Origin of the sequence: Pseudomonas sp. NPDC086251 (genome assembly GCF_044746405.1) — a bacterium.
Classification (GTDB): domain Bacteria; phylum Pseudomonadota; class Gammaproteobacteria; order Pseudomonadales; family Pseudomonadaceae; genus Aquipseudomonas.
This window is the reverse complement of sequence record NZ_JBIVBY010000005.1, coordinates 168,990-182,204: the sequence shown is the minus strand read 5'-3', so window position 1 is coordinate 182,204 and position 13,215 is coordinate 168,990. Positions and strand designations below refer to the sequence as shown.

Below are 13,215 nucleotides of genomic sequence, written 5' to 3'. Positions count from 1 at the left end.
CGGCATGAAGGCCATGGGGTTGGGCGCGATTAAGGGTCCGCGTCCCGGAGTGCCAGGGCTCAGATTCGCGGTGAATCAAGGGTTGGCGCTGCCGGGGAAAATGGCGACAGTCAGCGCACGTGTAAATAGTTGGCCCTGGACGCCGTTACACACGCCTCAGACCTGATAACCAGCTCAAGACTTCACGGCCAAGGGGCGACGGATTTTAGTCGACGCAATCCCATGAAAGTGTCCAAAGCGATCGCCTACAGGGCGAGGTCGCAACAGCGCCAAAGCATCTCGGCGTCGTGGCTCTTTTTCAGCTAAACGCCAGTTTGCGATCGACTGTACACGGCGCTCGGGGCTATTTGAGTTGGCTTAACAAAAGGGACGAGCGTATGAAGGGACACGGCCTTGCCCGCCTTCCAAGATGAAGCATTCGGCTCTGGTTGGTGTCGTCAAGCAGGCCGTCGGTTTGCAACACTCACAACACTAAGGAACCGCCACACCGGTATCCAGCTCAAAGAACGCCTGCCCCTGAAAGGGCGTGACGTCTCGAATTTTCAACCGATCACTTTTTAAGTAAGCATTGATTTCGACCCGCACCGAGAAGGCCTGGCCCTCCAGACGAGTGCCATTCTGGGCCAACGGTACCACGTAGTATCCAGGTGCCATTTTCACGCTGCCAGCGCCATGATCCGCCATCGCTGCGCCGCTGAGCACGCGGCCAAGGTTTACTGGCCGCCCGTCTACCAAGGCATCCTTGGCGATTAAATTAAAGGTTCCATCCTCGCCCATTTTAAAGGTGTCCGGGTCGGCGGCTGTACCTCGAAACAGGATGGCCATGCGGGTGGGAGCCGGACATGTGACGTTCAACTGAATGAAACGCTGGCCTACCGATGCGCGGCCTGATTCGGAGGCCGCCGCTAACTCATACGGGTTGAAGTGGCCGAAGTTTTGCACCGACTGACTGCTTTGTAACTGACACTCCGCGGCGAATGCCGGCGGCAGCGAGCACACCAGAACCATTAAATTCAGCGCGAACAGCGATCGACATTGCACGTTAAATACTCCATTGGATTCATCAGGCAATGGATGCCCAAGGTGGCATTTCGCCTTACCCCTCGAGCACCTTTTTCCGCTAACGCTCACCAAGCGACTGACCTCAGTCGCTCGTGTTTCTGGGCTGTTCATCGGCATCTAGGGACCAGGGGGCGTGACTTTGGACGTAGGGGTAGCGCGGCCTTGCGCGAGGCACACGGCCGGGACCTGCTCGAATAAGCCCTCGGTGTTACCTTGTGCCTCCACATGGAAGGTCACGTGACAATCCCCGCCGCCCCGAAGGCTTACGTGCAAGTCACCTTGGCTGATGTCGTTCAGATAAATTTTGCCTTCGTCCAATACCACCGTCACAAATTGTTCAGCGCTATCAAACACCGCCGCGCCTTTGGGTAATGGCTTACCGTCACTGTCGGTCACCGTCAGCAGTACGCGCCGCACCTTGGAGACATCAAACTTCAGGTAATTCACCGAGCCTCGACCTGCCGCAATACGTTTGTAACCGTTATCTATATCGGCATTGCGCGGCAGGGTATAACTCACGACCTCAACCTGGCTGTCACTGAACGCCGGAAGCCGGGCTAACACCGCTTGGCCGCTGCTGTCGGTCCAGACCGGACCGTTGCTACTGATCAGTTTGACGCCCGCCGCGTCGCCAACCGAAACGATCCCGAAGGTGTCTTGAATCTGATACGGCGAAGCAGTCAAACCAGTGGCATGCAGCACGAGGGCGCCACTGCCACCCACGTTATAGTTGCTGCTGTGGGCACCGTTGTCGGTATAGCCGGCACTGACCTGTGCGTAGTACGGCAGTGCGGATACGTTGCCTCCCAATGTCACGTCCCGATCACTGCCGCTCCCCAACTGCTGGCCCATTGTCAGGCTGTAATTGAGCATGTCGTTGACCGTCTCGTTATAGGTGGTTCCCACCTGCTGCTGCTCGGCGCTGGTACGACTGGCATAGGTGCGCAGGCTGCGACTTGATCCCAAGGGAATGGTGAAACTCAAGTAAGCCGAATTGGGAATATCTCCGCTGATATCATGTTGCACACTGGCATTGATGGAAACGCCGGCGATGGTGTTGCCCCACGATAACGACATGGTGCGGTCCCACGCATTATCGTGATTGAGCGACTGCATAAAATTCATGCCGAAGCCCCCGTAGGTTGGCGAACTCCAGCTCGCGCCGACGTTGAACTGGGTCCGTTCATCGCCGGCAAAGTCTTCCTGCTCCTGGGTGGATTGCACCGAGTCCATCAGGGCGCGATAGCCAGACGTTTGGCGCGTCACGGAGCCATTGACCGAGAATCTTTCGGTCAAGCGCGAACTGAGCATCAAGCTGCCTTCCACGCCGCTTTTGCCCAATGCTTGCGCCTGCGATACGGTCGTGCTCAAGCTCAAGCGGGTATCCTGGCTGAGCACATGATCGGCTATTGCACCAATGGCGTTATAGTCCTGTGCGACCATGACGCCAGCAGAGAGCTTGTCGCTTGCGCTGATCAACCAGTCGTCACCCGCCGACACCACCATCGGCTCCTCGAGTCCAGAGGTGTCATTGATGTTGCGCACCTTGCCGACCGCTACCGATAATCCATTTGTGGTCAGTTCAACCTGGTGTAACGACGCGGCGGGCAAGCTGAACGTGTTTCGCGAGTTATCCGACTCAAACACCGTGACATCGACATTGGCGTTACCCCGCAGCAGGGGCACGTTGGTCAGTTGAAAGGGGCCGGCGGGAACCACCGTGGAATAAATCAGGATACCATCTTGCTTGACTTCCACCCTCGCTTGCGGGGTGTTAGCGATTCCGTCGATGGTGATCCCACCTGACGCTTGAGCGCGCAACGCGCTGTCAGGCACAACTTGCACGCCGGTGATGGACGCGCCGGGCAACACCGCATTGAACAGATTGAGCTGGCCGACTTGCAGCACCGACTTGAAGGGCACAAAACTGTGCTCGGCGTAGGTGTACAGCTGATCGGTATTGCGCTTGCCATTTTGATCGGTGAAGGTTTGGCGGCTTCGCACGCTCCAGTCGCCCAAATTCAATCCGAGCTCGGTATTGACCGACGTAAAGTCGCTAGTGGTGCCCGAAAACTGCGATTGGGTTTTGAGGGCGTCGTAGTTGAGGATCGCGGCCATACCGCCGGAACTGTAGCCCGAAAAATCTTGCTCAAATGGCTTGAGGGCGTTCGATGGAACGGCTAGACGTACTTCTTCCTTGTTCGGTCGCAAGTCCACATCGGTTTGTGGATATAGCGCCATAAAATCGAAACAGGGGCTGGCTTCGGAAAGGTCAATACTGCTCACCGCCGTATTCCCCGGAATGTCAGCCCAGGTCGAAAACGCGCCCGTGGACGCTTTTAAGGCGGTGTCCAGCGAGGCCATAAGCGCCGCTTCAGCGTCGGCCATCTGACCTGCCGCCGTCTGTCCTTGGCGGTCACCAGCACTGGGAAGAGTCGGCGGGCGGTCTATGGGAAGGAGCAACCCTGCCTTATCCGCGAGGCGCCGGTCAAAGCACAGCTGGCCCTGCGTATCAAAATGGACTGGTACCGAGCCCAGATTATCACCGTTCACAAACAAGGTGACTTTGTGCAGACCCGGCAAAAAGCGGGCTCTGTCGTTAAACATGGCCGCCAGCTTAGGGTCGATCCCGCGGCTAATCAGCGTGTCGATGTCAAACACCACACCGGTATCGGACGTTTGCCCAGCCGATTCATTTTTTGACCGCTGCGCGAGCGCCGTGGCGGGTACCCCCGCAGGGGACACGGTCGCCCCTGACGCGGAAGGCGCGGTGGATGTGACCTCAATGGAGTCCAGCGGAGCCACCGGCACCGATACCACCGCACTGGTGGTCATCGCGGTCGCGGCGGATACCCCGGTTAGGCCAGGGATTCGCGTCACGGCCGTAAGGGGTGCGGTCGGCTGGGCAGTGGAAGACGCCTCACTGTCGGCGCTCGGCGGGTCCGTCGCCTCCCTGGGCAGGACCGCGGTAGCCGCCGACAACGCGGGCAACGCTGACGCCGCAAGTTCGCCCTGGGGCGTGCCTTCAACGGAGCGATCAGGATCAGCGGCTGATATCGGCTCGCCTACGGCCAATGAACTGGCCAACATCAGCGGAATAAACAATCCAGGAACTATCGGATGGAACAACCGCGTAACGCGCATAAAAGTAGTCCATCACAGTGGGTTAATGGATACCACAGGGACGGTGGCTTACTTCGATGTGCAAGAACTCAACGGTGTGTCGAACTGATTTAAGGCATACCCGTAGACACTGGCGGGGTGAATGCGCATGGACGTCGCGTTGCTAATCATATGGCCCAGTTGAAATTCATGACGCGTATTGGGCAGGATATAAGCCTTGCTAAACTTGATCTCTTCGGCCACCGGCTGCAGGGAGCCGGAAAGGGCCAAGCGCACGACATAGGGACTGTCGTTAGTGACGTGTAACGTGTCACCGCACAAGGACCACTTTAAAAACTTCCACGGCGCCGCCTCTATTTTTAAACCTTTCGGTGAAATAATGACGGGCAAGTTCTGCCGAAAGGTGACCCCCACACTGTTAGGCACTTTATATTGCACCGTGGGAATGCCTTCAAAGGTCACCCGCATCAACCGCTGCACGGCGAACGGCTGTTTATTTTGCAGAATAAACCGCACGGCCTGGCTTTCCCCGGCTTCGACGCGAGCGACGGGGGGCGACACCACGAGCAACAGCTCAGGGTCTTCAGGAATGGTCTCCAGTGAGGTATACAGCAAGGCGGCGTGTTTATCGGTGTTGGTCACATTCATGGTGGCTTCGCCTTGGTCTTCGCTAATCAACACGACGGAAGAGGCAGGCTTCATACCCGAGGAAAACGAGGGGCCAGCAAATAACAAACCAAACATGAGTACTGCACACGCTGCACCGGTTTTATGGTTGGCACCCATCGCCATAATAGAAGTCCTCACATGAAAAAAAGAAACACCCTGATATTGATGTCGATGAGGCAATGCCCGATGGGCTTTACCGTGCAGACGTATTTGTCATTCAATTGGCAGGCGTAAGGTTCCAGACCCCATTCCCGTTTGACTTGCCCCGTTGTCACGCTGGCGTGGCCTTGTTCGTCCGAGCAGTGCTGGCTTAATCATCAGGGTCTGTCCTTATCCATTCATTGCCGCTGCGCCTCAGGTTGCGTAAGGTTTTCCCTCTTTTGGGGAATGCTGAATGGATGGGGGCGGCCAGCGAAGCGATCCTCACCCCCAGCGGCTGCCGGTTGAGCAACCGACCGACCTGTGCAGGCACTGAAGACACGCAGAAAGCCTTGGGGGATTTTGACGCAGGCGTAACCGAAAGCCGATGCGCCATCCTCTCGAATTGAGGGCTTTGACGACAGATTAGTAGCTTAGCGGCCTGATGGCCTTTGACTTCAAAGGCCATCAGACCGCTCAACCGTTTGAGGCGCCGCTCCCGCGGCGCTAGGCATCGAGCGACGATCCAGCCGAACAGATCAGGCGCGCCGGTTGGCCGAGAGGAGAAGACAACTTTGTAGGGTATTAATTTTATCAGCGTAGGGAAAAACTGACGAATGACGTCTATTTTTGAGACGCACGTCCTTGTTGATTTGGCTAAGTAAAGTTTCTATGAGGACGTGGGGGGCAACAGGACATACTCACAAGGAAGCTACGATGAATCGAACAATAAAAATATCCCGAGGAGCCCCGTCCATCACCGCTGAGGAGTTGGCGATTCAACTGGAAACTTGTCTTCGCCAAAGTGATACACAGCTGATGAGCCGCGTGGCGCGCGCCATGGTGCAATCGCACTTTCCTGAGATCTATGGAGAGACGATTAAGCCTCGTAAACCTTCCAGCCCACTGCGATTTAAGCGCGTGGCTTGGCGATACTCGCCGCGTCTCGCCTTGCGCGTTCCGCCACAATTGAGATGCCTTGCAATCGTGTGGATGATCAGTGCGGCCCTCTGTTCCGAGAGTGATCGGTATTTTTTTCAGCGGGTGGCAGATCCACGCTACCAGGCCTCGTTTATGCCAGCCGGGTTAATCGCGACCGCGTTCGATCCTGGGTAAGTGGTTTTTCACCAAATCCCGGGAAACGCAAAACCAGAACGCCGATGAGGTTGATGATGTTCGTGCTCGTCACGATCAAGCTGGCGCCCATACCACGCGGTGTCCTGGCTCTGGCGCTGGTCAAAAGCCGGGTTCAACCTCCCAAGAGTACAGCCAGCGAGTCATGGGTAATTTGCCCGTTCCAGGGCTGCGGTGCGTCTCAGCGTTTTGTCAGCGGGCATTGCTCTGACTTACCCACCCATTTGAAGAATCGTTCGTGGTACACCACAACAGGAGGGTCAGCCGTCAAAACGTCTGGCCCTGCTTCAAATTATGCATGGTGGGCCGCTATCGCCCAGGGCGATTCGTGCCAGTTTGTGGCCTAGGCACAGGTCGCCCCGTTTGAGTGGCGACGACAGAGCATTGAGCGCAGCCCATCGGCCAGCGCGCCGTGCTGATATTTCAGCGTTAGCATGTGAACTCTGGCGCACGTCACCAACAACCCTCTGAGGTGTTGATCGCGCCTCGTTGGCTCCCAGCAGATCGTCTTGCCGCCCGAACAGGGGGGCCCCCTGCTCCAGGGCGCCCTTTTTTGAACATAAACGCCGTCTGGGTTACGCGCCAGGTCACCCCCCTTGAACTCCTTGGCGGTTTCTCTAGCCACTTGCCTGATTATCAATACTGGTGGGGGACTCGTACAGGTTGACGCTCAGCCTAGAGAACCAAGAGTAGTGCTTATCAAAACAATGCTCATCCAGTTCTAGAATTCGGTAGAGAAGTTGAATGACACCTCGCCAAAGTTAGGGTCCATAAATTTTATGCAGTCCTGCTTCTTAATGCAGGCGATGCCATGTGCCGGCCCGGAAGACTTATACAGGCAGCACATGTTAAAGCCGACTTCGTCGTCGTTGGCTACCATGCTCATCGCATCCGCCAGTCCCTGGGAGCAAAGATCGTCTGGTTTCAGGTTCAGTGTGTCAACATGATTAAGATGGAGTTTTAATTCATCCTGAATACGGCCCTGGGCCTCTTTCGGAGTCAGTGCAAAATAATCGCTATCCAGATATGAGGACACCACTTCCCACTTTGACGATGAGTCAGCAAGCCAAGAAAAGAAGTCTTTTTTCTATGCATTTTTAAGAAGGTATTTTGCTGACATGGCCATGCAGATACCGCTGTCAGTGGCAGCTGTTCTGACGCCATAGCCTCGTAAACGTTCTTGGTTATCTCGACTGTTTGCATTAACCTGGATACGTCCGAATTTTTCACTGTAACGATCATCGTCCACACATGATGAAGTTTTCGGGGGGACTTGCGGCATTCGGTAAGCGGCGCGAAGTGGGAGTCGTCAAGGTTGGACTTAATATCGTAGCTAATATCAACCTCCCCCCGCTTGATTGCAAAGTTTCTTGGCTCTCCTTTCTTACGTTAGAATTTTCATGTTTATACATACAGCACCTCTGATGATGGCATCAGAATAGCAGGTGCCGGCTTTCCAAGTTGTGAGTCCGCAGTTTTTACAACTGCTCCGCAATATGAAATAGATCAAGCTTAGCGTAGCAGAAGACAAAGCACTCTCCAGTGATCGGCTTTAATTTTCGTCCGACAACAACGCTGATGTAATGCCGACATTCACCGGTATTGTCCAAAACGCAAGGACTCGAAATCGATTCTCAGTGGTTCCTGGAGTCGCTGGCTAAACCTTCCGCCCAGGGTTTGCTTGCCGAGCGCCCTGGCATTGTGCAGAGCATGGGCAAGGGGAGCTCCTCTTGTAATCCGTGACTACAAATGGAGAATGCACGCTCGCACCGCTCTTCTAATGCCCACTCAGCTTGGGAACGTCAGGCGCCGCACGTGTCCAAGATTCGCCCTTTTCGCGGATGCATCAACTCTCAGCAGGAGGAGGAGGCTGCATCCCACAAAACTGAATGTGCGTAAAACATCAGGGAACTTGGAGGAGCCAAGCCTAGCCCTGGTGATGGCCCACCTAAAATCGGTCCGACTTATGAGTGTTTCCCTTAAGCTGTGAGGGCATCAAAAATCGCTGGGTACTTCAGCCCCCCAAAAGGAAAAAGTACATTATAAAAATCGATGGCAAGGGAGCGGATGAAACATAACACAGCGCTCATCGCTCGAAATTGCCGTCAGGATGGTTTTATCTTCATTCGCATCAGCATTCACCATGCCCGAGCTAGCTACGACCGGGCGCCGTATTGTCTCAGCAAGTCGTTGCGCGACAGAATGGTGGCCGCCATTCCCCACCCTACAAGCGACCAGTATAAATGCGGTGGTGGCCGTTTCATCATAGCCTGGTAGTTTTGGTGATTGTCTCGCCAGTGTCTCTGGGGAAAATTTTCTTTCTTTATGCAAATATTTCAGCATCGTCGCAATGCAGAAATAATATCGCTGCCCCTTCAGCAGGCGTATAACCGGAGCAAGTATTAGAACAGGCCAGCTGCCCTGGATTGGCCTTCGGTACTCAGATAAAATTGAGCTGTTCATCATGTGTACTATTTCAGTGGTTCGCGTGTCGATCTGTTGTCATTCTCCGACTCGACACTTTGCTCACTAGTCAGCCCGATAGCTAAGCCATGAGCGCTATGCTCTTGCTTAACTCTACCACTGACGTTATTTTCAACCGAACCAGAACCGCCGGTTTCAATGAGCGGAGCTTAGTAGCTTGAACACCAGACACGTCCAACAAGGCTGGCGTGTTTAGCCCGCCTAGAGTACTCCTCGCATAGGGTTGACGCGGCATGTAATTAATTGTCGGGTCATCTACCGATAATTCGCTTTCCTCCGTCATTTCCGGGGCGCTATCCAGCAGGCTGCTTTCAGCGTCTAACGTACTGGATGATCATAATCAGGCCTTCCACCGTTTTGTGGCGCAGTTGCGAGAGCTTCTTCATTTCATCCTTCTGTAATACTCTCAATATTAAATTATTAGACAAGGTCAGCGAAACGCCGATTTGCTAAGCGAAGGGGGGGCGCATACCGCCGCGTCGATTTCGTACGGTCGAGCGCGCTGGCCATCAGTCGAGCGCTTTGTAGCAACCGCCTTGGGCCAAACCGAAAGGGCCAATGACGCGTTCTTCAAGGCCGAGTGCTATCGGACATAAGGGCAACCCTGTACCGAAGACGTTGCATCAGGTTACGGCCACTACCCCTCCTGCCGCGGAAGATACTCATTTTTTCTGCCATCTGGCCGCTCGTTCCGCTTTTGCAGATAAAGCAGCTTGTATACTTGAATTTTTTTTCGCATTTTTTGCTGCCTTGACACTCGCTTCGTCGATCGATGGCAATAGTTCTTCTAATTTATCGGAGGTCGCATAAACCACGGCATTCTTAAAATCTTTTCTCTCATCAGCGGCCATGCCCATGTAATACTCATCGTGAAGTTCTGGATGGTTTTCAGCTAATTTTATGCCTCCGGCGATCTCAAAGCGTGACAGCTCCTTGAACCTTTTAACGTCTTCACGCAACGCAGGGTCATTCAAGTTGTCTTCATGCCGTATTTTTTTTACCAGTTCATAGCCGCTATTGGGATCATCCGAAAAACCGAATGCTTTTGGGTCTATAGTGGCCATGTTGGCTCCGCCCAACCCTATATACACCGTATGCGCTCCCGGGTTGCGGTTCAGCAGGTCAATGGAGAACTTATTTAAAAGGGCTCTTTGTTTTTTTTCGTAATCCACTATTTTAGTGTTTCTCGGCACGGCAATCGTGCCAATAATGAAATCACACTCAGCGGTCTCCCAAAGGTTAAAATGGCCTACGTATTTTTCCTTGTGGTATATTTTCATTGATATTGCTTTGTTTGTCATGTATTCAGAGGCTGGATAATTACCGCCAAACCCTCCAACAAAATCACAAAAGTTTGGCTTGCAACTTAATAAAAAAGGCACTCCAGCTTCATACTCATTTGACGCGAGGGGTTTTACTGATAAGTCACCCACCTTAACGGAAGGTGCATGGAAAGATAGAGTCTTATCACCAAACACCTTGGTCAGCGCTCTGCCCATTAGGAGCGAACGTTTTTTGTCGTAGGCATAATGATCATTCCCACCGCTACTATTTTTTGCCAAGTCCTTAAATTCATACGGCGTCGCCACGTCGAACACATCGTCAAATTGGGCCAGCTCCGCTCGGTCATGGGCTGATAGCGAGAGTAGTTTTTCTGACAGTAGTTCCGTTTCTATTTCCGGATCAAATCCGCACTCACCCATTACTCGAGCGGTTATCATCATATTTTTAACCCCTTCGAAGTACTTTGGCAAGTTGGTGGCAGCATAAACAGTCTCCTCTTGCTCGGTAGAGCTGTCGTTTTCGTTTGCTGGGTAGACTTTGGTTTCTTGACGTAAATTTTTACGCTTGTCATAAGTGTGCAGCATGATTAAAGATCGGCTCTTAATTGGTGGTGCCACTCATCAGCATAACCATTTGGGATTTTTCACGAAATCCCGGTTGCACAGCAACAAGAACGCTGATGGGGGGATGATGTTCGTGTGAACAAACCAACATGGTGGTCAGGCTCGATAGGAACGGGCGGACATTTGCAGAACAGCGTCGCCTATCAGGGTGATCGGGCTTGACACTGCACCCACGGACTGGCGAGCAGCGAGTATCCAAACGAGGCACACCCTAAGGGGCAGGGCAATCCTTAGCATGGTTGTCCGCCTATTGGGCGGTCAAGTGTGGGATGGTCAACCGCCTTTGGCTCGCACCGCCCCCGCTTTCCTTAGGCTTGCAGCGCCAGTCTGACGTAGGCGGCGCCATTAAATTTTCAGCATTACCCTACAGAAAATAATTGACACTGGAATTCTAATGACCAGACGCAAAAAAACGTTGCCTTCGAGGTGGAATTGTCATGAAGAAAGAACTGCTCTTTCCGTTAGTCCTCCTATCACCCGCAGGCTTTGCGGCGGTCACGGCGGATATCAGTGTGATAGGCCAGATTTTACCCCCCTCCTGTTCGATTAGCTGGGCAGGGGGCACGAATGGTACATTCGCTTTGGGTTCGATTTCTCAGGGTGACTTAAACAAGACGACTACCACCACGCTCCCCGAGACGACGACACAAATCATGGCCATAGGCTGTAGTGGGCCCACGGTTGTGGGCTTCAAAACGATTGACAATGAACTGCCGACTCTTCCAACGGGAAGTTACTCCTTGAGCACCGATAGCGCTGGTAATCCAATCGGCTCCTTTCAAATAGTCGCGAAAGACGCACAAGCGGTCGTCGATGGTGGATCAGGACAACTGAAATATACGCAAAACAATGGCGTTTCCTGGCAAAACGGGAGCACCAACAACTCGATTATAAATAGCTATGCCGCCTCAACGGCGATCTATGGATTTGGTGCGCCCTCAGCGGCCAACACTCCGCTTCCCCCGATTACCGATATGTCGGTACCGCTTGCCGTTCGTCCTGTCATTGCAGCACGCGACAATCTTGATCTGAGCACCGCCATCACTGTTAATGGTTCGGTCACTTTCGAATTAATCTATATGTAGACAGCCGTTATAAGGGGAGCGGAGTTCTGACGGCTCGACGCAAATGCAACCGATGCGCACGTTCCCCCACATCAGGTGGCGGCCGCTTTTTCCTAGATTACCGCCCCTCATTATGTTCCGGGTTCCTGGGCGTTTGCCGGGCATCTCACTAGAACAGGGTTGCACTTCACCGTACACAATACGGTTCAAAGGGCTGTTTTCGATAAAATCTGCAGGATCGATATTTTTACGTCGGGCAATCATGCGGCATACACCAGACGTTCGCGCTCCCGGCTAAGCTGCTGACTGAGCCCCGCCACCTGAGGTCTGGGTCGTGAAGTAAGTCCAGCAAAATTCTCTCGGTTCAATCAACTGCCGCTCGAACTGATTGAGCAGAACGAATGCCTCCCTCCATTGCGCTTGCGTGGTGGCCATCCTGGTTCCTCCTTCCAGCGAAAGAACACCGTCCTCCGACGTGACGCCTTGTGAATGATGGGGGGGGCGCTGAGCCCGGTCGCGTTTTCTGGAATGGCTTGGCGGCTCCCAGCGCTGCTGGAACTGCCAGATCAACCAGGCGATTAGCCCACCTCACTTAAGTTTGATTCCCGTCAATGTTCAAATTGAACAGTCGCGTCTGCCGCGTGCGGCGTCTTAACCTTACCTATCCTTGCACCGGCCACACGGGTCAAGGCCGACCCAGCTATGCATTTAGCCGAAATAAAACCTCATTTTAAAACCACCGTCTTTACATGCCCTGAAAGGGGTGGCGACGAAGCAGGGCGTCCAAAACCCCAACCGCGCTGAAATTAGCTTACTGTTGACCACCAAGCTGGCGCCACGAGCGATCAACGCTCCCGCGGACTCCATTAACCGCCCCAGACGCCGCGCGTCAATGACTGGGGCGCGCGCGGGAAGGGCGCTCAACCCTGGTCCTTTGCGTGATCGCCGCCAAGGCGAACATAGCCGGCAAACAATCGAAGGCCTGGTTTCAGCACCACAAGACACGGCTCAAAACCCGTAGCCACAGACCACCTCCAATGTGCAGTCATAGGCGAATACAGGCTCTGGCCCTTTCACCGGAGAGATGACACCAACCGAAGAGGGAAATTCAGCCATACCGGATGTTGCCCTGGACCAGCCGACTACGCTGATTAATCAATCCGTAGAGGCAGCCCCCCAGCACCAGGACCGCCAGAAACCGGCATTGCGCCTTGTGCAAACGACGCCCCCACCACGATGGAGATCAGCCAACCCCCATCTGAGCTGGTTGAAGTGCCGGCCGAAGAAGAGGAGTTGGAGCCGGACGAGCTGCAACTGGAAATGGCGGGGCTGCTTGAGCAAGTATCCGCCGATAACGACAATGACGAATTCATGGCGTTTGTGGGTGAGTCTTCTGAAGAAGGCGACCTCGGAGATGCGTTTGCCGACTTTGGCGAGGAGGTGGCCAGCCCTCAACCAGTGCCCATGATCGAAGCGCAAACAACGCCGTTACCGGAGATACAGACTGAACAGCAAATCGTGCCGGATGAATTGCCCCCCGAAATCACACCCACCGCCCGCACCAATAGCTGTAGCGATACCCGATCCTGATGCACAGTCATCTAGGCGTCAACTCAGCCCGCCAGCAGAGGCCG

The 13,215-nt window shown here is 54.1% G+C and carries 8 protein-coding genes; 2 read left to right on the top strand and 6 right to left on the bottom strand.

The window, feature by feature from the left end; translation table 11 throughout:
* Positions 1-471: 471 nt before the first annotated feature.
* From ACIPL2_RS08950 to ACIPL2_RS08925, 6 genes are all read right to left on the bottom strand, one after another.
* Positions 472-1,071, bottom strand: coding sequence for a hypothetical protein (locus ACIPL2_RS08950; RefSeq protein WP_401355103.1), 600 nt, complete (start codon positions 1,069-1,071; stop codon positions 472-474).
* Positions 1,072-1,179: 108 nt separating this feature from the next.
* Entirely contained in the window at positions 1,180-4,206 is a 3,027-nt protein-coding gene (locus ACIPL2_RS08945; protein ID WP_401355100.1) for a fimbria/pilus outer membrane usher protein, read from the bottom strand.
* Positions 4,207-4,254: 48 nt separating this feature from the next.
* Positions 4,255-4,977: a fimbria/pilus chaperone family protein gene (locus ACIPL2_RS08940; protein WP_401355098.1), complete on the bottom strand. Its 723-nt coding sequence runs from the start codon at positions 4,975-4,977 to the stop codon at positions 4,255-4,257.
* A 1,870-nt stretch (positions 4,978-6,847) separates the two neighbouring features.
* On the bottom strand, positions 6,848-7,162 hold the full coding sequence (locus ACIPL2_RS08935) for a YopT-type cysteine protease domain-containing protein (RefSeq protein WP_401355095.1): 315 nt from the start codon (positions 7,160-7,162) through the stop codon (positions 6,848-6,850).
* 1,004 nt (positions 7,163-8,166) lie between these two features.
* Entirely contained in the window at positions 8,167-8,589 is a 423-nt protein-coding gene (locus ACIPL2_RS08930; protein ID WP_401355093.1) for a hypothetical protein, read from the bottom strand.
* A 683-nt stretch (positions 8,590-9,272) separates the two neighbouring features.
* A complete protein-coding gene (locus tag ACIPL2_RS08925) occupies positions 9,273-10,478 on the bottom strand; it encodes a hypothetical protein (protein ID WP_401355091.1) in 1,206 nt (401 codons plus the stop codon).
* Between the two features lie 476 nt (positions 10,479-10,954).
* Between ACIPL2_RS08925 and ACIPL2_RS08920 the strand changes: the two genes are divergently transcribed.
* Together ACIPL2_RS08920 and ACIPL2_RS08915 are read left to right on the top strand one after the other, a co-directional pair.
* Positions 10,955-11,602: a hypothetical protein gene (locus tag ACIPL2_RS08920; protein WP_401355088.1), complete on the top strand. Its 648-nt coding sequence runs from the start codon at positions 10,955-10,957 to the stop codon at positions 11,600-11,602.
* A 1,215-nt stretch (positions 11,603-12,817) separates the two neighbouring features.
* Entirely contained in the window at positions 12,818-13,171 is a 354-nt protein-coding gene (locus ACIPL2_RS08915) for a hypothetical protein (RefSeq protein WP_401355087.1), read from the top strand.
* Positions 13,172-13,215: the final 44 nt, after the last annotated feature.

Coding starts and splice junctions, on each gene's coding strand:
- ACIPL2_RS08945 (WP_401355100.1), bottom strand. CDS start 4,206: ATGCGCGTTACGCGGTTGTTCCATCCGATAGTTCCTGGATTGTTTATT.
- ACIPL2_RS08940 (WP_401355098.1), bottom strand. CDS start 4,977: ATGGCGATGGGTGCCAACCATAAAACCGGTGCAGCGTGTGCAGTACTC.
- ACIPL2_RS08930 (WP_401355093.1), bottom strand. CDS start 8,589: ATGAACAGCTCAATTTTATCTGAGTACCGAAGGCCAATCCAGGGCAGC.
- ACIPL2_RS08925 (WP_401355091.1), bottom strand. CDS start 10,478: ATGCTGCACACTTATGACAAGCGTAAAAATTTACGTCAAGAAACCAAA.
- ACIPL2_RS08920 (WP_401355088.1), top strand. CDS start 10,955: ATGAAGAAAGAACTGCTCTTTCCGTTAGTCCTCCTATCACCCGCAGGC.
- ACIPL2_RS08915 (WP_401355087.1), top strand. CDS start 12,818: ATGGAGATCAGCCAACCCCCATCTGAGCTGGTTGAAGTGCCGGCCGAA.